Source organism: Corallococcus caeni (assembly GCF_036245865.1).
GTDB classification, from domain to species: domain Bacteria; phylum Myxococcota; class Myxococcia; order Myxococcales; family Myxococcaceae; genus Corallococcus; species Corallococcus caeni.
On record NZ_BTTW01000001.1, the window covers coordinates 1,546,752 to 1,567,597 of the forward strand.

Genomic DNA, 20,846 nt, shown 5'->3' on the forward strand with positions numbered 1-20,846 from the left:
GCGGCTACTCGACCTCCCAGCCCAGCTTCAGCTCGAGCCCGAGGTTTCCGAACGACGCCTGGCTGTTCTCGTTGTCCCACTGGGCCTGTGCGGAAAGACGGTCGTCGAAGCGGTACTCAGCGCGTGCCCGGGTGCCTCGCCCACTCACTGGCTGGGTCATCCCGATTTTAAGCTGCTCGGACAGGAACTTCGACTCCAGTTGTGCGGTGGGCTCCGCTTGCCGGGTGGCGTCGTTGTAGGTGGTGGAGATTTGAAGGGACAGGTCCCTGAGGACGGGATTGCTGGGCAGGAACCGGCGCACCTGCCGGTCCAGTCCCGACACGTTGAAGAGGGCCTCCGCCGCCAGACCGTAGCTCGCCGACGCGGCCGTGTCCTTGTCCGCGCTCGTCACGCCCAGTGTCAGCAGCGACAGGATGTCACCCTCCGTGAGCACCGGCTCCGACGAAAGCACCACCAGCGGGTTGGCCGGCCGGCCGAAGGCGTGCAGCTTCACCACGAACTCGCGCACGGACGTCTGCGCCTGCACCTCGAACACCGGGTCGATGCCGGACGCGTCGCGGAACTCCAGCTGCCCCTGCTCGATGGTGAAGAGGTTGTTGCGGAAGAACGCCTGGCTGCCCTCGGCCGCCTCCACGCGGCCCAGGAGCCCCGGCTTCACGTCCGTGCCGGTGAGCCGCACGTCGCCCAGGAGCCGCGCCTTCGCCAGGTTGTTGTCCACGCGCACGTCGCCGAAGTGCACGTTGACGTCCCAGGTGAAGAAGGGGTCCCTCGCGCGCTCGCCCCCGCCGCCCACCGCGAGCTGCGGCTTCTTCTGCATCGTCTTGAGCAGCGACTCGATGTCGAGCGGCTTCTGGTAGCGCAGCTTGACGATGTCCAGCCCGCCCGTGACGGTGGGCCCCGTGGGAGGCCCGACCACCTGCAACAGGCCGGACACGGTGAGCGGCAGGTCCTCCGTCATCCGGTACGGCACTGCATCCAGTTGCAGCGTCAGCGCCAGCCGCTTGGGCACGAAGCGCTCCAGCCGGATGTCGCCGCGCGCGGACACCTGGCCCTCGTTGACCTGGGCCTGCAGGTGCTCCAGCAGCACGCGCTGGCCCGTCAGCTCCAGCCGGCCGGACATGCCGCGCACGGTGAGCGGCAGGTCGCGCATGGACAGCCGCACGTCGGACAGCTCCGCGGTGCCCACCACCGACGGCGCGTCCAGGGAACCCGTCGCCTCCGCGTCCACGCGCAGCTGGCCGCCCACGCGCTCCATGCCCGGCAGCAGCGGCTCCAGGAGGCGCACGTCCATGCGCCCCTCGCGCAGGCTCATGTTCATGGCGCGCTTGCTCATCCAGCCGCCCAGCGTGACGTCCACCGACGCGCCGCTGAAGCGGAAGGGCTGCACGTCCAGCCGCCCGTTGATGTACGTCAGCACCAGGGGTCCCTGGTTGCGCCCGCGCAGGTCGCCCCGCGCCAGCGACAGCTCGCGCACCGTGGCCGCCACCTGGTAGCCCTCCGGCTGCAACAGCGGGCCCTGCACCGTCACGCGGCCCGCGAGCATGCCGGTGACGCCCGCGAGCGCCGGCACCTGGGGCAGCAGCGGCTTGATTTCCGGCAGCAGCAGGTCGACGGTGGAGTCGAAGAGGTAGGGCTCCTTCACCGTCATGTTCAGGAAGCCCTGCGCGTCGCGGAAGGGGCGCCCGGTGATGCGCAGCTGCTTGCCCTCCTGGTGCAGCGACAGGTCCATGGCGCCCAGGTCGCGCGACGCGAAGGTGATGCGCGGCCCCTTCAGCGTGGCCTGGATGTCCGGCTTGTCCGCCGTGCCCGCCACGGTGCCCGCGAGCGCGAGCGTGCCCTGGATGCCCATCTCCTCCGCGGTCTCCGGGCCCACGGCCTCCGCCAGCGACAGGTTCTCGCCGCCGAAGCGGTAGTCCAGCGCGCCCCCCGTGAAGCCGAAGGAGCCCTCCACCCAGGTGCGCCCCAGCCGGCCGTCCAGCACGGTGCGCTCCAGCACCATCGCCTTGCCGTCCACGAAGCGCAGCCGCGCGGAGCCCGCGCCCAGCCGGCGCCCCAGGTACGTGGTGTCGCGCAGGTCGAAGGCCACCAGCCCCTCCAGCTTCTCCAGCGGGCTGTCGATTTCCACGCGTCCGGAAGCCGCGCCGGCGAACTGGCCCTGAATCACCGCGATGGACGGACTCAGGCCCGCCACCAGGTCCACCAGGTCCTCGGTGCGCCCCTGCGGCACCGTGACGTCCAGGCGCAGGTGCAGCAGGCGCGCGAAGGTGAGCGCCGCCTTGCCGAAGTACTGCGTGCGCCCCTTCTGGCCGGTGAGCGACGGGAAGGACAGGAGCCCGTCGGAATACGACAGCTTCGCCTGCGTCACGCCCAGGCCGAAGCCCCAGAAGGTGAAGTCGCGCAGGGACAGGCTCGCGTCCACCTTCACGTCCGAGTACGGCCCCACGACGGAGTAGTTCGCGGAGCCCTTCCCGGACCACGGCAGCTCCGCGATGTGGCCGAAGTCCGACAGCTCCAGCTCGCCGTTGCCCTGGATGTCCAGGCCGCGCGTGGTGTCGAAGTAGAGCGTCACGTCGCCGTGCACGCGCGAGCGGCCGGACTCCACCGTGAGGCGGGTGAAGGACACGCGGTCGCCCGTCAGCTTCACGGTCGTCTGCGCGCGGCCCCGCTCGAAGGTGAGCAGCGTCTTGCCAGAGTTCGGCGGCGCGTCGAACGCGCGCGTGGCCAGCGTGAAGCGGCCGCTGCGCAGGTCCAACGGGCCGGACAGCGACGGCCGGGGCAAGAGCGTCCCGGTGAGGTGCGCGTTCGCCGTCGCGGGGAAGTCCACCCAGGAGCCCGCCACGCCCGCGCGCTCCAGGATGCGCCCGAACGACGCGTCCTCCGTCTGGAGCGTCACGTCCACCGGCAGCTCCGGCGTGAGCTGGAGCGCGCCCGACAGCTTCACCTTGCCGCTCCCCAGCGGAGCCTCCAGCGACTCCACGCGCACGCGGTCCCCCGCGTACGACAGGCGCGCGTTGAGGCTCACCGGGCCGTACTGCTCATAGGCCAGGTTGCTCGCGGACAGGTCCGCGCCCACCGCGAGCGCGGACGGCTTCCCGGTGACGGACAGGCGCGTCCACAGGTGCCCGGTGGCCGGACGCGGCAGCAGCTTCGCCTGCGACAGCGTGCGCAGCGGCAGGAACACCTGCGCGTCCAGCGCGAGCACCGGGTGGCACAGCGTCTCCACGCGGCCGGACACCGTGGCGGTGATGTCGTCGAGCGTCACCTCCGCGCGCTCCACGTCCAGCAGCCCCTCGTCGGGGTCCAGCGCGCCGGTGAAGCCCAGCTGGCCCAGCGTCAGCTCGCCACCGCCCGCGCCCAGGCGCACCAGGCCGCGCCGCGCGCCGACCTCCAGCTCCATCACGCCCCAGTGCTCCACCCACCCCACGTCCAGGTTCTCCACCTCCACGCCGCGCCCGTCCGGCAGCGCGAGGCGCACCTCCGCGCCGGTGATGTCCAGGCGCCCCACGCCCACGCGCGTCAGCGGCGTGAGCGGGCACGTGCCGTCGGAGGAAGGCGGGCTGGACGCGGGCCGGGACAAATCCAACGCCACGCGCGGATGGCGCACGCGCACCTGGCCCAGCATGAGGCGGCGCGACAGGGGCGACAGGAAGCCCAGCGCCACCTCCGCCTCGTCCGCGGCGAACAGCGGCGTGTCCGTGCCGCGCGCGAACACCGACACGCCGTGCAGCACCACGCGCGAGCCCAGCGGATCCAGCTCACACCGGCCGATGCCCACGTCCACGCCCAGCAGGTCCGGCAGGTGCCTGCGCGCCACGGTGCAGGCCGCGTCCCAGGTGAACGGCTGGCGCAACAGCAGGATGCTCCCCGACACCACGAGGAGCACCCACAAGAGCGCCTTGCGCGCAGCACTGTTGCGGCTGGGGAGGGACAAGCCGCTAGAGCTTACCGAGTCCCTCGAGGTAGCGGTCGATCTCCGCCAGGTCGATTTTGGTGTTCGCCGTCCGGGGCAGCGACGTGGCGGGAGCGCTCGCCCGCTCGCCTGCCTGGGCAGCAGCCGAGCCGCCCTGGAGTCCCAGGTTCGTCCCGATGCGGTGCACCAGCTCCGCGCTGATGGTCTCCGAGCGCGCCAGGAACGCCTCGAAGAGGGCGTTGTCGCACAGGGTGTTGATGACGCGCGGGGTGCCGCCGGAGTGCTCGTGCACGGCGAGCAGCGCCTCCGGCGTGAAGGGCATGCGCGGGCAGCCGGCGAGCCGCAGCCGGTGCTTCACGTACGCCTCGGTGGACTCCGCCGTGAAGGGCTCCAGCTTGTAGCGGAGCGCCACGCGCTGGGCGAGCGGCGGGTCCAGCTTCAGGTTCTTCTCGATCTCCGGCAGGCCGAAGAAGACGAAGGAGATGAGCTTGCGCTCCGGCACTTCCAGGTTCAGCAGCCCCCGGAACTCCTCCATGATCTCCCGCGTCTCCAGCATCTGCGCCTCGTCGATGAGGACGACGGCCTTCTTGCCGGACTCGTAGATTTGCAGGAGGCGCTGGTAGAGCTGCGACAGGAGCGCCAGCTTCTCCTGCGCGGGGTTCTCCACGCCCAGTTGGAGCGCGATGCGGCGCAGGAGCCACTGGGCGGTGATGCCCGAGTGGATGATGACGAGCAGCGCGGCCTCGTACTCGGACTCCGGAAGCGAGTCGAGCATGCGCCGGGCGAGCGTCGTCTTCCCCGCGCCGATGTCGCCCACGAGGATGGACAGACCCTTCATGTAGCCCACGGCGTGCATCAGCCGGGTGAGGGCCTGCGAGTGCTGCGCGGAGTTGTAATAGAAGCGGCTCACCGGAGCGTTGGAGAACGGCTCCTGGGTGAGTTCGAAGAAATCGAGGTAGGTCGTCATCTCTCGCCGGGCCTCGTGGGGACGCGCTACACGTACCCTACTTTACGAGCCTTCGGCGCGCCCGCCGCTTGAACCGGTGCCGGCGTCGCGGGCCCCTTGCCAGCGCGGGGCAGCGGGTCCTCCTCGGGCGCGGTCAGCGCGGACAGCCGCGTCACCTGCGACCCCACGTCGCGGTACTTCGCGTCCATCGCGGCCACGCGCTGGAAGTGGAAGAGCGCCTTGCCCTGCTCGTTGAGCGCGTCGTAGGCGCTCGCCAGCTCGAAGCCCAGCGCCTTGGCCACCTCGCCCGTCGCGAGCACGTTGGAAAGGCCTTCCTTGAACACCTGCACGGACTCTTCCGGCTTGCCGCGCAGCGTGTGCAGCATGCCAATCATCGTCAGGCAGTCCAGCTCGCGCGGGGTGCCCATGCAGCCCTGGCGGGCCACCTCGAACTCGTGGACGGCGTCGTCCAGCAGGCCCATTTCCTTGTAGGCGATGCCCAGGTCGTAGTGCGTGTCCACGTCCTCGGGCTTCACCACCTTGGCCAGGCCCTTCTTGAACTCGGCGAAAACCTCGTCCACCGAGTACTGGAAGTCCTCGTCCGCCGGGGGCACCGCCGCCAGCGACTCACCGCCCAGGTCGTCCAGCTCACCGGCCAGCTGCGCCGCCAGGTCGAACGCGTCGCCACCACCGCCGCCGTCGTCGAGCGACGCCTCCGTCACCGGCTGCACGGAGGGCACGTGCACGGGCTCGGAGGGGGCCTCCTCCTCGGGGGCCGCGCCACCGCCGGCCTCCAGCTCCTCCAGCCGCGCCATCAGCTCCCCGGCGCGCACGTGGCCCGGGAACGCGATGGCCACCGTCTCCAGGATCTCGCGCGCCTCTTCCAGCAGGCCCTGGTCCAGGAAGAACGACGCCTCGTCGCACTCCTCGGAGGCAGGCTCCTCCTCGGGCTCGGGCTCCGGCGCATCCGCCAGGGCCTCGGGCTCCGGTTCAGGCTCCGGCGTGTCCTCGAGCGCCTCGGCCTGGGGCTCGTCGTAGGACAGCTCCTCCATCGGCGCGAGCACCATGTGCGCGGCGGTGGGCTCGTCGTCGTCCTCGTCGCCCAGCGACATGCCGCCCGTGTACGCGGGCTCTTCCGCGGGCGCGGCGAAGCTCTCGTCCAGGCCGGCGTCGTCCAGCGCGGAGGCGTCCAGGGGCGCGAGCCCCACGCGCGTGGGCGCGTCGTCGTCCTCGCCCAGCGACATGCCGGGGTCGACCAGCGCTTCGTCGTCGCCGTCGTCCAGCGTCGGCAGCTGGCGCGTGTCCGGCGCGGCCTCCTCCAGCAGCGCGCGCGACGGGGACAGGATGCGCGTGGGCGGAGCCTCCTCCTCGTCGCCCAGCGACATGCCGCCCGCGTCGTCCGCGAGCACCATGGGCTCATCCCCGCCCACGTCCGCGAACGAGTCCTCCGCGTACGCCAGCGCGTCGTCCGAAGCGACCAGCGGCTCGTCGTCCAGGCCGCCGGAAGCGTCTCCGCCCAGGCCCGGCTCGTCCGCGAGCACCAGCGAGTCCTCGTCGGACCCCATCACCAGGTCGTCCTGCGGCGGCAGGTCGTCGTAGACGGCGTTCTCGGCGGAGCTGATGGGCTCGCCCATCACCGCTTCCTCGCCGCTCAACGTGGTCTCCGCGACCTCGTCGTCGACGATCTCATCCGAGTCCGACCCGTGGCTCAGCGCCGCGAGCGCCAGCTCGTCGCCCTCCGGCTGCGCGAGCGCGTCCTCCGGCGGATCCGCGACGAGGACCTCGTCGTCGTTGGAGTCCACCAGGATGGCGTCCTCCTCCAGCGACTCCACGCCCGGCGTCGCCACCGGCGCCACGAAGCCCCCTTCCGCGCGGAGCACGGACAGGAAGGCGGGCACCTCGGGATGCGCCGGGTTCTCCTGGAGGATGGTCGCCAGGTACGGCTGCGCGCGCTGCACGTCCGCGCGGCGCGTGCACAGGCGCAGCACGTTGAGCAGCTGCTCCGACGCCTGCGCGCCGTTATTGGCCGCCACGTAGATGTGGTACGCCTTCTCGTGCGCGTCCAGGTTCTCCGGATCCACGGAGAAGACCTTGCGCAGGTGCTCCAGCGCTTTGTCGTGGAGCCCGTACTTCACGTAGACGTCCGTCTCCGTCAGCAGCTTGGCCAGCTGCTCGCGGCTCATCCCCGCGGGCGGAGGCGGCACCACGGCCGCGGGCGGCGCGGCGGGCGCGGGACGGGACGCAGGCGCCGCGGCGGCGGGAGCGCTCCATGCGGGCGCGGCCTCCTCGGCGTGGTGGTGCGCGGCGGGCGCGGGCTCCGGCTCGGGTTCCGCGACGGGGCCCCGGCGCGCGAGCAGGTCCGGGTCCTGCGGATCCAACAGCTCAATCTGCGTCCACACGCCGTCGGACTCGGCGGTGCGGCCGCGCTCCTGGTGGATCTTCGCGAGCTCCTTGTAGACGGACACCGTCTTGGAGACCTGGCCCAGCCCCTGGAACGCCTGGGCCAGGAGCGTCAGCGTCTCCACGTCGCGGCCATCCGCCTTGAAGCAGACCTGGAGCTTGGCGAGCGCGCGCTTCTGGTCGCCGCGCTGCAGGTACGACGCGGCCAGCTCCTTCGCGAGCGGGAGGTTGTCCGGCTCCAGCGCGGAGAGGCGCTCGGCGACGCGAAGCCAGTCATCCGCGCGGGCGTTGCGCTTGAGGTACTCCGCGGCGCGCTTGAACTCCTGCGCCGCTTCCTTCGTCATGTTCTCGCGCGCGTACAGCTCCGCGAGCTTGATCTTCGACGCCACGTTCTCCGGGTCGAGATCCACCATCTTCTTGAGGGTGTCGAGGCTCGACTTGGTGTCGCCCGCCTTGTCGTAGTGGTTGGCGACGATCTGGAAGTACGCCATCGCCTCCGACATCAACCCCAGCTGCTGGTGCAGCTCCGCCAGCTTGAGGTTCACCTCCAGCAGGTTCGGGTTGAGCTTGAGGACCTGCTTGTAGAGGGCGACGGCCTTGAGGAAGAAGCCGTCCGAGGAGTAGCTCTCCGCGACCTTGGTGAAGAAGTGCGCCGCCTGCGCGTTGTCGTTCTTCTTCTGGTACAGCTCCCCCATCTTCTGGAGGACCCGGATGTCCTTCGGGTCGACCTCCAGGACCTTCTGGTACTCCTTGATGGCTTTGTCGTACGCGCCCTTCGCGACCAGCTTCGCGGCGGCTTCGATGATCTTGTTCTTGTCCATCGAGCGTGCGCTTCCGACAGGCAGAAACCCCGAGGAACTTCGCGGGTTTCAGTCCTTCTCTGGGGGGGAGCGTCGGAGGCTAACGGAATCCTCCGACGCGGGTCAAGAAACAGCCTTCCATCCCCCGGGGCTGGATCACCCGCCTGGACGCTCGTCCGCCCGGCGGGTTTTCCACGTCCTTGCGGTGCGCGCTACGGCGTCTCTTCCACGGCCTTCTTGAGCCGGCGCGAACCCGTCTCGCTCGCCAGCAGGCGCTCCACGAAGCGGGTGTCGTAGTTGCCCTCCTGGAAGGACTCCTCCGCCAGTGCGGCCCGGTGGAACGGGATGTTCGTGCGGATGCCCTCCACCACGTACTCGGAGAGCGCGCGCTGCATGCGGCGGATGGCCGTCTCGCGGTCCTCCGCGTGCACGATGAGCTTCGACAGCAGGCTGTCGTAGTACGGCAGCACCGTGTAGTTCTCGTACGCGGCGGAGTCCACGCGCACGCCGTAGCCGCCCGGCACGCTGTAGCCGGTGATCTTTCCCGGCCACGGCGCGAACGTGACGGGGTCCTCCGCGTTCACGCGGCACTCGATGGCGTGCCCGCGGATCTGCACGTCCTCCTGCTTGAAGCGCAGGGGGTGCCCGTAGGCCATGCGGATCTGCTCACGGACCAGGTCCACGCCCATGACCAGCTCCGTCACGGGGTGCTCCACCTGGATGCGCGTGTTCATCTCCATGAAGTAGAACTCGCCGCGCTCGTCGAGCAGGTACTCGATGGTGCCCACGTTGTTGTAGCGCAGCTTCTTCATCGCGGCGACGGACACCTCGCCCATGCGCTGGCGCAGCTCCGGCGTCAGCGCGGGGGACGGGCTCTCCTCGATGAGCTTCTGGTGCCGCCGCTGCACGGAGCACTCACGCTCGTTGAGGTGGATGATGTTCCCGTGCTCGTCCGCGACGATTTGAATCTCGATGTGGCGCGGCTTCTCCACGTACCGCTCGATGTAGAGGTCGCCGTTGTTGAAACTGGCCAGGGCCTCCGCCTGCGCGGTGGAGAACGCCTGCGCGAGCACACCCGGCTCGCGGACGATCTTCATGCCCTTGCCGCCGCCGCCCGCCGCCGCCTTCAGGATGACCGGGAAACCGATCTCCTTCGCGAACGCCTCCGCCTCGCGCGGATCCTTCACCACGCCAGGGCTGCCCGGGAGCAGCGGCATGCCGGCCTCGCGGGCCGCGGCGCGCGCGCGCACCTTGTTGCCCATCAGCCGCAGCATCTCCGGACGCGGGCCAATGAAGCGGATCTTGCAGTTCTCGCAGACCTCCGCGAACTCGGCGTTCTCCGACAGGAAGCCGTAGCCCGGGTGGATGGCGTCCGCGCGGGTGATCTCCGCCGCGGAGAGCAGCTGCGGCACGTTGAGGTAGCTCTCCTTGGACGGAGGCGGCCCGATGCAGACGGCCTCGTCCGCGAAGCGCACGTGCAGCGCGTGGGCGTCGGCGGTGGAGTGCACCGCCACGGTGGCGATGCCCAGTTCACGGCATGCGCGGATGACCCGCAGGGCAATCTCCCCGCGGTTGGCGACCAGGACCTTCTTGAACACGGCCGTGCTCCTTCGCGAGGGCCTTGAGGCGCGTCCCGCCCGGAACTGGGCCGGACGCGCCTGACAAAGTGAGACTCAGGCCGGCTCGATGCGGAACAGCGCCTGGCCGAACTCCACCGGGCGACCGTTCTCCACGAGGACCTCGGCGACGCGGCCGGAGACCTCGGACTCGATTTCGTTCATCAACTTCATCGCTTCCACGATGCAGAGCACCTGGCCCTTGCGCACCACCGTGCCCACGTCCACGAACGGGGGCTGGTCCGGCGCGGGGGTCCGGTAGAACGTCCCCACAAAGGGGCTGGTCACCAGGTGGCCCGGCTTCTCCGCGGGCTTCTCCGGCGCCGGCGCGGCGGCGGGGGCCGCGGCAGGGGCCGCACGAGGCGCGGCCGGAGCGGCGTAGTCCACCGGCGGCGACACCGTCACCCCGGGGCCCGACGGCGCCGTGTGGTGGACGATGGTCGTCTCCGGCGCGTGACCGCGGCGGATGTAGAGCTTCTCCGGACCCCGCGTCCACACCAGCCGGGTGACGTCGGAGGCCTCCAGGATTTCGACAATCTGCCGGAGGGCGTCCACGTCCAGGGACGTGGTGCCCGCATCCCGCCCGGAAGCCGCGCCCGAGGACTCGGCCGGCCGGGTTGCCTTGCGCTTCGTTGCCATTCAGACCCCTCCGGGTCGCCAGGTGAAGGGAAGACGCCCTAGCCCGCGGTCGCCACGCGGGTGAGGTACTTGCCACCTTCACGCGTGTCGATCTTCAGCACGTCACCCTCGTTGATGAACAGGGGCACGTTGACGGTGAAGCCGGTCTCCAGCGTCGCGGGCTTCATCGCGCCGGACACGGTGTCGCCGCGCACGCCGGGGTCGCACTTGACGACCTTGAGGTCCACGGAGTTCGGCAGACCGACGGAGATGGCCTTGCCGTTCCAGTAGAGGACCTCCACCGGGGTGTTTTCCTTCAGGAAGTTCTTCGCCTCGCCCAGCACCTTCTCCGTGATGAAGGTCTGCTCGAAGGTCTTCTTCTCCATGAAGTAGTACTCGTCGCCGGACGAGTAGAGGTACTCCATGTCCTTCTGCTCGATGTCGGGGACGCCCACCTTGTCACCGGACTTCATGGTGGGCTCCAGCATGCGACCGCTGAGCAGGCTGCGAATCTTGGTCCGCACGAAGGCGGAGCCCTTGCCCGGCTTGACGTGCTGGAAGTACTCGATCACGAACGGTTCGCCGTCGATCTCGATCTTCAAACCATTGCGAAATTCAGAGGTGTCGACAAAACCGGCCATGGGGACCGACTCCTTCAGCCTGACCAGACTGACGTAAAGACGAAAGCCCGGGGTGTCTAGCCCATGCCCTGTTTCCTGCAAAGGGGAAAGCGGCGGCACGCTGCGTCGCCGGGCAGGCCCGACAAGCCCCTGCCCGAGCGGACGTGCGTGACTACAACTCCGCCTTCACCTGCGGCGCGGTGACGCGCAGGACATAGCGCCCCTTGCCGAAATTCCCGTCCGCGCGCAGGGCCAGCACCAGGAAGTACTCCGGCGTCAGCAGGCGCATCACGGTGAGGACCTTCTCGCTGTTGACGGACACCTCGGTGACGGTGCCCGTCTTCAGCGACTCGGCCGCGTTCTTCAGCTGCGTGAGCAGGTTGGCGTACTCCACCCAGGTACCGGAGACGTCCAGCTCCGTGGCCTCGTCCTTCTGGAACGTGTCCACGGAGATGCCGTCGAAGCCCATCACGCTGCACGCGAGGGCCCCGTCCACCTGGTTCACCACCGCTTCAAGGTGCGTGCGAAAAGACATGGTTCTCCCAGGGCCGGGGGGCGTGGGCCCGGTTCAGACGCACTCGGGGTAGTTGCCGTCCTGGCCACCCGTCGAGTTGCACGGGATGACGGGCTGGATGACCTGCCCCGGGGTGCAGGCCGGGATGGGGCGGGTCGCCGAGTAGGCGTCGATGGCGTAGACGACCTCGTTCGTCTCGAAGCTCTTGCCGCCCGAAGCGAACTTGCCGGCGAACTGGACGGTGACGCGCACCTGGACCGTCCCTCCCGACGCGACCGCCTGCGACAGGGCCTGCGCGGCCTCCGTCGTGAGCAGGTCGGCCACGAGCGTGTTGCCCTCGGAGGCGGGAGCCAGCCCCGCCGTGTAGGGCACCTCTCCGTCGGGGATGGAGAGGCTCGGCGTCGACTCGTAGGACAGCTTGAGCGTGTCGACGATGGCGGTGCCGGCCCCACCGGAAGTGCTGTCCGGCTCCAGGGGGACGTCTCCGACTTCGATGGGCGTGGAGGCGTAGCTGTTGTTCACCACGAACGCCAGGAGGTAGCGGTCCCCGTACGCGAGGTTGAGCGAACCGCTCGCGAGCCCGGCGCTGTCTGCGGCGACAACACAGGCCGCGTTGGGCAGCTTGGTCTGGAGGATCTGGACGACGGGTGCACTCTCTGAGCACGAGCAGAGCCCGAGCGACAGGGCCGCCGCGATGAAGAAGGGCTTCATTGGAATGGTCTCTCCCAATCAGGGCGCGATGCCATTAGAGGCTCTGCGCGATGGTCTGCCGGTTGAGGATGCGGGGCGTGATGAAGATGAGCAGCTCCTGCCGCTCGTCCGTGTCGTTGGTGTTCCGGAAAAAGAAGCCGAGCACGGGGATCTTCGACAGGAAGGGCACCGAGTTGGTCCGGGTGCTGCCCCGGCGCACGTAGATGCCGCCGATGACCGTCGTGTCGCCGTCCTTCACCAGGACCTGGGTGTTGGCCTCCTTGCGCTGGATGGAGGGCTGGCCGTTGGCGCCGGTGTTGGACGGGTCCGGCTGGTTGTTCTGCGCCGCGATGGACATGAGGATGCTGCCGTCCTGGGTGATGTGCGGCGTGACTTCCAGCGACAGGCGCGCTTCCACGAAGGTCGTGTTCACGCCGCCGGCCGACGTCTGGCTGAACGGGATGGACAGACCCTGGCTGATGCGGGCCGTGTTGTTGTCCAGCGTGGTGACCTTGGGCGAGGAGATGGTCTTCACGGTGCCCTCCGTCTCCGCCGCGGACAGGCGCAGGTTGAGCTGCACGGCGCCGCCCGCGGAGCCGAAGGCGAAGCCCATGGCGCCACCGAGGCCCTCACCCACCGCCGCCGGCAGGTTCACCGCGAAGTTGGGCTGGGTGGGGACACCCGGCGCCGCGCCGCCCGCGCCGCCCGTGACGCCGACGGTGCTGGGGAAGATGAGGCCGGTGGGGTTGCCCGTCGCGGTGGACAGGCGCGTCTGGCCGCCCCACTGCACGCCCAGGTTGCGGCTGAAGGTGGTGCTCGCCTCCACGATGCGGCTCTCGATGAGGACCTGCGGCGTCTGCGTGTCCAGGCTGCGCACCAGGGCGCGCGCCTTCTCCGTGTTGGAGCGGATGTCCTTGATGATGAGCACGTTGGTGCGCGTGTCCACCGTCACCGAGCCGCGGTCGCTGAGCACGTCCTTCACGCGCGACGACATCTCACCGGCCACCGCGTAGTTCACAGGCACCAGGCTGACCAGCAGGTCCTCCTGCTGCTGCAGCGACTTCTTGCGCTCCTGGCGCAGCCGCGCCTCCTCTTCCAGGGTCTTCAGCGGCGCGATGCGGATGATGTTGCCCACCTGCTCCTGGCCCAGCTGCTTGGTGCGCAGGATGAGGTCCAGCGCCTGGTCCCAGGGCACGTTGCGCAGGCGGATGGTCACGCGGCCACCGACGTCGTCGGCCACCACGATGTTGCGCTTGGAGATCTCCGCGATGACGCGCAGCAGGTTCTGGATGTCGATGTCCTTGAACTCGAAGGACACGCGCTTGCCGCGGTAGCGGGCCTGCTGGGGCGCGCCCTCCGCCGCGTACGCCGGGGCCTCCGCCGTGAAGCCGGCGGTGCGCTGGGTGACGGCGACCTCCTCCGTCTTCACGCCCTGCACGTCCAGCCGCCAGCTCAGGCTGTTGGCGCCCTGGGTGACGTTCTCCTCGATGGCGCCGTCCGCGGCGACCACCAGGCGCACCTTGCGGCCCTCACCGGGGACGCTGAAGGCGCTGATCATCTTCACCGGCGTGTCCAGCGCGCTGGTATCCAGGCTGCGCTCCAGCTTCTTGGGCAGGCGCGCGTTCTCCAGCGTCAGCACCGCGCTGCGCGGATCCGGGCGGTCCACCTTCCACGCCGTCGCGCCGGACAGCTTCAGCTGCACGCGGCCGCCCGAGGGGCTCTCGTCGAAGGACAGGTCCTTGACCTCCACCACCGCCGGCTGCGGCGCGGCCTGCGCCACGGCGGGCTGCGGCTTCGCGGCTTCCTGCACGGGCTGCGGGCGCAGGGGCTCGGTCTCCGCCACCGCGTCGCGGGGCTGGGACGGCTTGGGCTTGCGCGCCACCGCGCTTCCCAGCACCACCTCCAGGCCGCGCTCGGCGCGGTCCACGCGGTACGCGGGCATGTCGCCCTTGGCCACGAGCACCAAGCGGACCTTGTCCTCGTGGGCGCCCACGCGCACGTCCTTGAGCAGGTTGCCCTTCACCTTGGGCGCCTTCGCGCTCAGGCCCACGCCGTACACGTCCACGGCCAGGCGAGGCGGATCCACCAGCTCCAGGACCTCGTAGCGGGCGATGTCGCCGTCGGCGGCGACGCGCAGCGCCTCGCCGTTCATGGACAGCTGGGTGATGCGCTGGGCCGGGTGGGCCACCTCGCGCTCATCCGCCTCCGTGGCGACGACGTTCTCACGGCCCGGCGCCTGCGACGGCGCGGACTTGGAGGAGGTCCCCTCCTCCGGCACCACCGCCACCATGGCCTCCACCGGCGCGGGCGCGGCCGCCGGAGCGGGCGCGGCCTTCACCGGCGCGGCGGCGACCGCCTGGGCGGCGGCGGCCTTCGGCGCGGCGGGCTCCGCCGGCTTCACCTCCGCGGGAGCCTGGGCGGTCGCGGCGGCGGGGGCCACCGGCGAACCGTCCACGGAGATGACCACGCGGTTGCCCTCCGCGCGGACGTCGTACTGGGAGGCCTGGTCGAGCGCCACCAGCACGCGGCCCACGCTGGCGCGCGCGTCGGAGAACTGGGCGGCCACCACGCCGGACACCGGACCGGTGCCGTCATGGTGCCCCTTGATGCCGGTGGCGTCCGCGGACGACAGGTCCACCACCAGCCGCTCCGGCCCACTGAGCCGGAAGACGGTGAAGGTGGGCGGCCGGGTCCCGGTCACCACGACCTGGGCACCGGCTCCCGTCCGGGACACCTGCAGGTCCCGCAGCGTATTGAGATCCGCGCCGTACACCTTGGCGCTTGCCAGGACGACCGCCCATGCGGCCGCCATGATCCACTTGCCCCTCGTCACAGCGCTCTGCTCGAGCATGCGTCCCCTCAACAAGTTGGAAGCGGGCGACGACTGCCCGCGGGCGCGCCGTGGGGCGCTACTCCCAGTTCTTGCCCGTCATCAGGTTGTATGCGGGGTCCTTCACGCCATCCGCCTTGAGCTGGAGACTCACCGGGTTGCTGATGAGCTCGCCCTTGGCACCCGTGAAGACCTCGGTGACGGTGACCGAGTCCCTTAGAATCTGTGTCACCTTGCCGCCCTGGCGCCCCACGCGGGTGTTGCGCCGGACGATGTGGCCGCGACCCAGGGGGTCCTCGACCATCGCCAGCGGGCTGGAATCCCCCGTGACGACCGCCACCAGCTTGAGCTGGTCGAGGTCGAACACGCACAGGGGTTCGTTGCAGGCTCGCTCCGGTGCGTCACGCGCCACCGGCCCGAGCTCTTCCAGCGGACTGCGGAACGGATCCCGCTTGCCCACCGGACTGTAGGTGTAGACGAACGCTGGCGCCGCCGACGCCTCGGTCTTCTCTTCCACCGGGGCCGGCGCGGGGGCGGCGGCCTGGGGGGGAGCAGGTGGCGGAGCTGGTGGCGTGTCCTCACAAGCGGACAGGGTCAGCGCCATCACCGCAGCGGTCATCGTGGACTTGAACGTCTTCATCCGCGTCATCCCTTGTCGCCCCAGTTGCCAGGCGGATCAAGTTTCTAGTTGCTCTTCGTCTCGATGAACCGGAACGTCGTCGCCAGGAAGCTGCTCTGGAGGACCACCTTCTCGTTCTTCAGGGTCGCGTTATCGAGCTTGATGTTGTTGACGTTGACGATGCGGCGCATGTTCGCCATCTCCTGAAGGAACATGGCGATCTCGTGGTAGTTGCCGCTCACCGTCATCTTGATGGGGATGCGCGCGAAGAACTCGCTGCCCTCGACGTACTCCTTGTCGGGCTCCACGCGGGAGATCTCCAGGCCGGACTTCTTGCCGATGTCGTTGATCTGCGCGAGCAGCTCTTCCATGTCGCGCCGCTCGGGCAGCTCCGTGAGGGCCTCCGCCAGCTTCTGCTCGAGCACGTCCATCTCACGACGGCGCTCGTTGAGGTTCTGGGCGATCTCGCTCTTCTCCGCGAGCTCCAGGTCCAGCGTCCGGCGCTCGGACTGGCGGCGGGCGATGTCCTCTTCCGTGGGCTGGATGAAGGAGAAGAAGTTGCCCACGGTCAGCAGGACGACGAGGGCCGCGAGCCCGCCGAACTTCGCCGCGGGAGGGGCCTTCGCGAGTTGATCCAGGTATTTTTCCATGACAGGGGTCCTTCGCCGCCAATCAGATGGCGTAGTTGGCGGTGAGGGTGAGCTTGAACTCGACGTAGGACGCGGCGCCGGCCGTGCTGGGCCGGGTCTGCACGGCGTTGGTCAGTTCGATGTTCCCGAAGAAGGGCTTGATGTCGCCGGAGGAGAACTCCTCCACGTTGGCGGTCTCCGTGTTGAAGAGCTCCACGCGCGCCGTCTTGCTGGCGCCGCGGCCCTGATCCACCAGGCGCCCCATGCCCTTGGGCGTCCACACCATGCCGCCCAGGCCACGCATCAGCTCGGCGACCTCGTCATGGCTGACGGCGGAGCCGTTGATGGTGACGCTGTTGGAGGCCTCCACGAAGTCCTTGAGCCAGACCTTCTTGGGCATGGCGGAGGACAGCGCGTCCAGCATGCGGACCGGCCCGTTGCGGCCCTTGCGCAGCGTGTCCAGCACCGCGAGCTTCTTCTCCACCTCCGCCTTGCGGGCGTTGATGTTGGTCACCTCGCCGATGACCTTCTCCAGCTCCGCGATCTTCGCGCGCGTCTGGGCGATGCCCTGGTTGGCCCGCTGCAGCTCGCCGTCGCGGTCCGCGTACCAGAAGTAGTTGCCCACCACCGCGGCGATCAGGACCGCGGCGTAGAGGGCCAGCACCTGCCGGCCCATCTCCCGCTTCTTCACCGCCCGGACGGGCAGCAGGTTGATTCGGATCATCATGTGCGTTCAGTTCCTCAAGGTCAGAGCGGTATCAGCCCAGCTTGTCGCCCGGGCGCCGGAGCGCCAGTCCCACTGCCACCGCGGCCATGGGCGCCACGTCCATGATGAACGCGGGGTCGAACTTGCGGTTGTCCACTTCAATCTTCCGGAACGGGTTGAGGATCTCCACCGGCACGCCGGTCCGCGCCTCGATGGTCTTGAACAGGGCGGGGATCTTCGCGGTGCCGCCGGAGAGGTAGACCTTGGTGAAGTTCGAGTCCGCGGCGGTGCCCGCGTAGAAGTCCAGCGAGCGCTGGATTTCGCCGGCCACCTGCTCCGCCACGCTGGAGAGGACGCGCTCCACGTCCTGGGGAACGACGGCGTCCGCGTCCGCGCGGTTGCCGCCGATCTTCAGCGCCTCCGCCTCCTCGTAGGAGACGTTGAGCTGCTTCTGGATCTCTTCGGTGAACTGGTTGCCGCCGATGGTCACGTCACGGGTGAAGACGGTGACGCCGTTGGCGATGATGTTGATGTTCACCACGGAGGCGCCGGCGTTGATGAGGACGACGGTCTCCTTGTCCGGCAGCTCGTAGTTCGTGGAGAACATGTTCTGGACGGCGAACGCGTCCACGTCCACCACCACCGGCGCGAGGCCCGCCTCGGAGACCACGGTGGTGTAGTCGTTGATCATGTCCTTCTTCGCGGCCACCAGCAGCACGTCCATCTGACCGGTGGCGTCGTTGCCGCCGCCGTCGAGGATCTGCGTGTCGATGTTCACGTCCTTCACGTCGAAGGGGATGTACTGCTCCGCCTCCCACTGGATGCTCTCCTCGAGCTCTTCCTGGCTCATGCGGGGCATCTGGATCTTCTTGATGATGACCGAGTGGCCGGACACGCCGATGGCGACGTCCTTGCCCTTGACCTTCAGTTCGGACATCAGCTCCTGGACCGCCTGGACGATGGCCGTGGAGTTCATCAGCGCGCCGTCCACGATGGCTTCCGGGGGCAGTGGCTTCATTCCGAAGCTCTGGAGCGCGTAGCCGACTTCGCCGCGCTTGCGCTGCTCCTTGAGCATGATCATCTTGATCGACGTCGACCCGATATCCAGCCCGAGTGCCAGTTTGCCCTTCGCCATGCGTAACTCCATCGGAGAGGGGGCCAGCGTAGCACCGGCTTGATACCCCTCCTAAAAAGTGCGTGGCGCCCGGCCGCCCTGCGGACGGGAGAGCGCCGTGAAAGCCAACCACGACCGCGCCCCCGACCCACCTTCGCGGAGGCCCGATTTTCCGGCCCCGGACGCGTTCCGTCAAATGGCGCCGGAGGATTCCTGCCGGAGGATTCTTGAAAGGTCGGCGGCCGGGCCGCTCCCCTGCCCTCAGGTCCGGGTGCCTTCCGCGTCCGGATCGATGCCGTACTCCTTGATCTTGTAGAGGAGCGCCCGGTGGCTGATGTCCAGCACCTCCGCCGCCCGGGTGCGGTTGCCCTTCGTGCGCCGCAGCGCCGCCCGGATGTAGGACTCCTCCAGCTCCCGGATGGCGCGCTTGAGCGACAGGTCGGCTGCGGCCTGTAGCGGCGCGGCCGTCCCGGCCGGAGCGGGTGCGGAAGCCGCCCACAGCTTCTCCGGCAGGCTGCCAGGCGCGACGTGGGTGCCCTCCGCGAGCAGCACCGCGCGCTCCATGGCGTTCTCCAGCTCGCGCACGTTGCCCGGCCAGCCGTAGGCCGTCATCAGCGCCTCCGCTTCCGGGGTGAAGCCCTCCACCGGTGGATCCCGGTTGAGCTCGCGGTTGAAGCGGTGGAGGAAGGCGCGGGCGAGCAGCGGGATGTCCTCGCGACGCTCGCGCAGGGGCGGCAGGGTGAGGTTCACGACGTTGAGGCGGTAGTAGAGGTCCTCGCGGAAGTCGCCCTTCTCCACCAGCTTGCCCAGGTCGCGCAGCGTGGCGGCCACGACGCGCACGTCCACGCGCTCCACGCGGCTTTCGCCCACCGGCCTGATTTCACCCTCCTGCAGCACGCGCAGGAGCTTCACCTGCGCGCCCAGGGGCAGCTCGCCCACCTCGTCGAGGAAGAGCGTGCCGCCGTCGGCCTCCGCGAACAGGCCCCGGCGGGCGGTGCGCGCGTCGGTGAAGGCGCCCTTCGCGTGGCCGAACAGCTCGCTCTCCAGCAGGCCGTGGGGGATGGCGCCGCAGTTGACGGCGACGAAGGGCATGGCGGCGCGGCGGCTCTGGCCGTGCAGCTCGCGCGCGATGAGCTCCTTGCCGGTGCCGCTCTCCCCGGAGATGAGCACCGTGGTGTCCACGGGCGCGACGCGCGCGAGCTGCTTGAGCACCGCCTGGAGCGCGGCGCTCTGCCCCAGGATGTGGCCCCCGGACGCGCCGGGCAGCTGCGCCTCGTGCAGCCGGCGGTTCTCGCGCACCAGCCGCTCGCGCTCCTCCGCCTTGCGCAGGACGAGGACGATCTCCTCCGGCTTGAAGGGCTTCTGGACGTAGTCGTAGGCGCCCGCCTGCACCGCCTCCAGCGCCTGCTCCTGGGAGCCGTACGCGCTCATCACCACCACGGTGAGGCCGGGCTGCTCCGCGAGCGCGGCCTTGAGCACCGACAGCCCGTCGCGCTTCGGCATGCGCACGTCCGTCAGCAGGACGTCGTAGGCGCGGGCGGACAGCTCGCGCAGGGCCTCGTCTCCGTCGGCGACGGCGCGCACGTCGTAGCCCTTGTCGGTCAGCACCAGGGTGAGGATGTGGCGGATGGACGGCTCGTCGTCGGCGACGAGGACGGTGCGGAAGAGGGGCATGGGGTGCCCCCCATCATACGCCGGTCCGCCGCCGTCAGGCCGCTGGCAGGGACAGCCGGAAGCACGCGCCGCCGCCCGCGTCGTCGCGCGCGTCCAGCCGGCCGCCCATGCCCTGGGCCAGGTTCAGCGACACCGCGAGCCCCAGGCCCGTGCCCTGGCGCCCCTTGGTGGTGAAGAACGGCTCGAAGAGGTGCGCGCGCACCTCCGGCGACAGGCCCGGGCCGCTGTCCCGCACCTCCACCAGGACGAGCGCGTCCTCGCGCCGGGTGGAGACGCGCACGTGGCCCTCGCCTCCCATGGCCTGGGCGGCGTTGAGCAGCAGGTTGATGAGGATCTGCGACAGGGGGCCGCTGTCGGCGCGGGCCAGCAGCCCGGGTGTCACCTCCAGGGTGACGTCCACCCGGTCCAGCTCCGGCCCGGCGCGCACCAGCCGCACGCACGTCTCCACCACCTGCCCCACGTCCACCGGCCCGGGCTGGGTGCTGGCCGGACGGCCCAGGTCCAGCAGCCCCCGCACGATGCGGTCGATGCGGAGCACCTCGTGGTCGATGCGCTCCAGGAAGTCCTTCAGCTCCGGCCCCTGCGCCCGGGAGCGCGCCAGGGAGAGGTAGCCCAGGATGCCCGCCAGCGGGTTGCCCACCTCGTGCGCCACGCCCGCGGCCAGCTTCCCCACCGTGGCCAGCCGCTCGGAGGCGACCAGCTCCGTCTGCGCCCGCGCGAGCCGGGCGTTCGCCTCGCGCAGCGCCTCCAGCTGCGAGCGCGTGAGGGCCTGCTCCTGGCGCAGCGCCTCCGCCATGCGCCGCAGCTCGCCCTGGATGCGCGACAGGAACGGCCCGCCCTGCCCGGAGAGCGGCACGTCCAGTTGCAGCCGTCCCAGTTGCTCCACGGACTTCTCCATGGCGCGCAGCGGGCGCCCCACCGCCAGGTACAGCACGCCGTAGGCCAGGACCGTCAGCACCAGCAGGTCCAGCCCCAGCGCCAGCGGCAGGAAGGCGCGGATCCGCGCCAGGCCCTCCATGTCCAGCGACCCCGGCAGCGCCAGCCTGCGCGCCGTGTCCAGGAGGCGGATCAACACCGGCTGCAGCGTCAGCCACGACAGGCCCGTGGACAGCGACCCCAGGAGGAACGCCACGCTGGCGATGCGCCACTTCATCCCGGCA

The 20,846-nt window shown here is 69.9% G+C and carries 15 protein-coding genes; all 15 read right to left on the reverse strand.

The features are described from left to right. Positions 1 to 4: 4 nt before the first annotated feature. The 15 genes from AABA78_RS06210 to AABA78_RS06280 all read right to left on the reverse strand — a co-directional run bounded on the left by AABA78_RS06210 (position 5) and on the right by AABA78_RS06280 (position 20,839). Positions 5 to 3,931, reverse strand: a complete 3,927-nt coding sequence (locus tag AABA78_RS06210; protein WP_338262051.1) for a translocation/assembly module TamB domain-containing protein — start codon at positions 3,929 to 3,931, stop codon at positions 5 to 7. A 4-nt stretch (positions 3,932 to 3,935) separates the two neighbouring features. Then, positions 3,936 to 4,877 carry an ExeA family protein gene (locus AABA78_RS06215; RefSeq protein WP_171433757.1) on the reverse strand — a complete coding sequence of 314 codons (942 nt, stop codon included), beginning with the start codon at positions 4,875 to 4,877 and terminating at the stop codon, positions 3,936 to 3,938. Between the two features lie 26 nt (positions 4,878 to 4,903). After that, the gene (sgmX, locus tag AABA78_RS06220; protein WP_338262052.1) at positions 4,904 to 8,077 is read right to left on the reverse strand and encodes a type IV pili formation protein SgmX; all 3,174 of its coding nucleotides are present in this window, start codon (positions 8,075 to 8,077) and stop codon (positions 4,904 to 4,906) included. Between the two features lie 191 nt (positions 8,078 to 8,268). Next, entirely contained in the window at positions 8,269 to 9,654 is a 1,386-nt protein-coding gene (gene accC, locus AABA78_RS06225; RefSeq protein WP_120525952.1) for an acetyl-CoA carboxylase biotin carboxylase subunit, read from the reverse strand. 75 nt (positions 9,655 to 9,729) lie between these two features. After that, positions 9,730 to 10,311, reverse strand: a complete 582-nt coding sequence (gene accB / locus AABA78_RS06230) for an acetyl-CoA carboxylase biotin carboxyl carrier protein (RefSeq protein WP_338262053.1) — start codon at positions 10,309 to 10,311, stop codon at positions 9,730 to 9,732. 38 nt (positions 10,312 to 10,349) lie between these two features. After that, the gene (gene efp, locus AABA78_RS06235) at positions 10,350 to 10,931 is read right to left on the reverse strand and encodes an elongation factor P (protein WP_171414747.1); all 582 of its coding nucleotides are present in this window, start codon (positions 10,929 to 10,931) and stop codon (positions 10,350 to 10,352) included. A gap of 151 nt (positions 10,932 to 11,082) precedes the next feature. Then, on the reverse strand, positions 11,083 to 11,445 hold the full coding sequence (locus tag AABA78_RS06240; RefSeq protein ID WP_120525949.1) for a roadblock/LC7 domain-containing protein: 363 nt from the start codon (positions 11,443 to 11,445) through the stop codon (positions 11,083 to 11,085). A 33-nt stretch (positions 11,446 to 11,478) separates the two neighbouring features. After that, positions 11,479 to 12,135: a hypothetical protein gene (locus tag AABA78_RS06245; RefSeq protein WP_338262054.1), complete on the reverse strand. Its 657-nt coding sequence runs from the start codon at positions 12,133 to 12,135 to the stop codon at positions 11,479 to 11,481. A gap of 34 nt (positions 12,136 to 12,169) precedes the next feature. Then, positions 12,170 to 14,965, reverse strand: a complete 2,796-nt coding sequence (locus tag AABA78_RS06250; RefSeq protein WP_338262055.1) for a type IV pilus secretin PilQ — start codon at positions 14,963 to 14,965, stop codon at positions 12,170 to 12,172. Between the two features lie 58 nt (positions 14,966 to 15,023). After that, the gene (locus tag AABA78_RS06255; protein WP_338262056.1) at positions 15,024 to 15,584 is read right to left on the reverse strand and encodes a pilus assembly protein PilP; all 561 of its coding nucleotides are present in this window, start codon (positions 15,582 to 15,584) and stop codon (positions 15,024 to 15,026) included. Between the two features lie 44 nt (positions 15,585 to 15,628). Beyond that, positions 15,629 to 16,213 carry a type IV pilus inner membrane component PilO gene (locus AABA78_RS06260; protein ID WP_338262057.1) on the reverse strand — a complete coding sequence of 195 codons (585 nt, stop codon included), beginning with the start codon at positions 16,211 to 16,213 and terminating at the stop codon, positions 15,629 to 15,631. A 22-nt stretch (positions 16,214 to 16,235) separates the two neighbouring features. Beyond that, positions 16,236 to 16,919: a PilN domain-containing protein gene (locus tag AABA78_RS06265; RefSeq protein ID WP_338262058.1), complete on the reverse strand. Its 684-nt coding sequence runs from the start codon at positions 16,917 to 16,919 to the stop codon at positions 16,236 to 16,238. Positions 16,920 to 16,950: 31 nt separating this feature from the next. Next, positions 16,951 to 18,033 carry a type IV pilus assembly protein PilM gene (pilM, locus tag AABA78_RS06270; protein WP_014399064.1) on the reverse strand — a complete coding sequence of 361 codons (1,083 nt, stop codon included), beginning with the start codon at positions 18,031 to 18,033 and terminating at the stop codon, positions 16,951 to 16,953. A gap of 240 nt (positions 18,034 to 18,273) precedes the next feature. Beyond that, a complete protein-coding gene (locus AABA78_RS06275) occupies positions 18,274 to 19,686 on the reverse strand; it encodes a sigma-54-dependent transcriptional regulator (protein ID WP_338262059.1) in 1,413 nt (470 codons plus the stop codon). A gap of 34 nt (positions 19,687 to 19,720) precedes the next feature. Continuing rightward, entirely contained in the window at positions 19,721 to 20,839 is a 1,119-nt protein-coding gene (locus AABA78_RS06280) for a sensor histidine kinase (protein WP_338262060.1), read from the reverse strand. Positions 20,840 to 20,846: the final 7 nt, after the last annotated feature.

What these genes read in the sequence shown, in the direction of transcription:
- AABA78_RS06215 (WP_171433757.1), bottom strand. Translation starts at nt 4,877, where the DNA reads ATGACGACCTACCTCGATTTCTTCGAACTCACCCAGGAGCCGTTCTCC.
- sgmX (WP_338262052.1), bottom strand. Translation starts at nt 8,077, where the DNA reads ATGGACAAGAACAAGATCATCGAAGCCGCCGCGAAGCTGGTCGCGAAG.
- accB (WP_338262053.1), bottom strand. Translation starts at nt 10,311, where the DNA reads ATGGCAACGAAGCGCAAGGCAACCCGGCCGGCCGAGTCCTCGGGCGCG.
- efp (WP_171414747.1), bottom strand. Translation starts at nt 10,931, where the DNA reads ATGGCCGGTTTTGTCGACACCTCTGAATTTCGCAATGGTTTGAAGATC.
- AABA78_RS06240 (WP_120525949.1), bottom strand. Translation starts at nt 11,445, where the DNA reads ATGTCTTTTCGCACGCACCTTGAAGCGGTGGTGAACCAGGTGGACGGG.
- AABA78_RS06245 (WP_338262054.1), bottom strand. Translation starts at nt 12,135, where the DNA reads ATGAAGCCCTTCTTCATCGCGGCGGCCCTGTCGCTCGGGCTCTGCTCG.
- AABA78_RS06250 (WP_338262055.1), bottom strand. Translation starts at nt 14,965, where the DNA reads ATGCTCGAGCAGAGCGCTGTGACGAGGGGCAAGTGGATCATGGCGGCC.
- AABA78_RS06255 (WP_338262056.1), bottom strand. Translation starts at nt 15,584, where the DNA reads ATGAAGACGTTCAAGTCCACGATGACCGCTGCGGTGATGGCGCTGACC.
- AABA78_RS06260 (WP_338262057.1), bottom strand. Translation starts at nt 16,213, where the DNA reads ATGGAAAAATACCTGGATCAACTCGCGAAGGCCCCTCCCGCGGCGAAG.
- AABA78_RS06265 (WP_338262058.1), bottom strand. Translation starts at nt 16,919, where the DNA reads ATGATGATCCGAATCAACCTGCTGCCCGTCCGGGCGGTGAAGAAGCGG.
- pilM (WP_014399064.1), bottom strand. Translation starts at nt 18,033, where the DNA reads ATGGCGAAGGGCAAACTGGCACTCGGGCTGGATATCGGGTCGACGTCG.
- AABA78_RS06275 (WP_338262059.1), bottom strand. Translation starts at nt 19,686, where the DNA reads ATGCCCCTCTTCCGCACCGTCCTCGTCGCCGACGACGAGCCGTCCATC.
- AABA78_RS06280 (WP_338262060.1), bottom strand. Translation starts at nt 20,839, where the DNA reads ATGAAGTGGCGCATCGCCAGCGTGGCGTTCCTCCTGGGGTCGCTGTCC.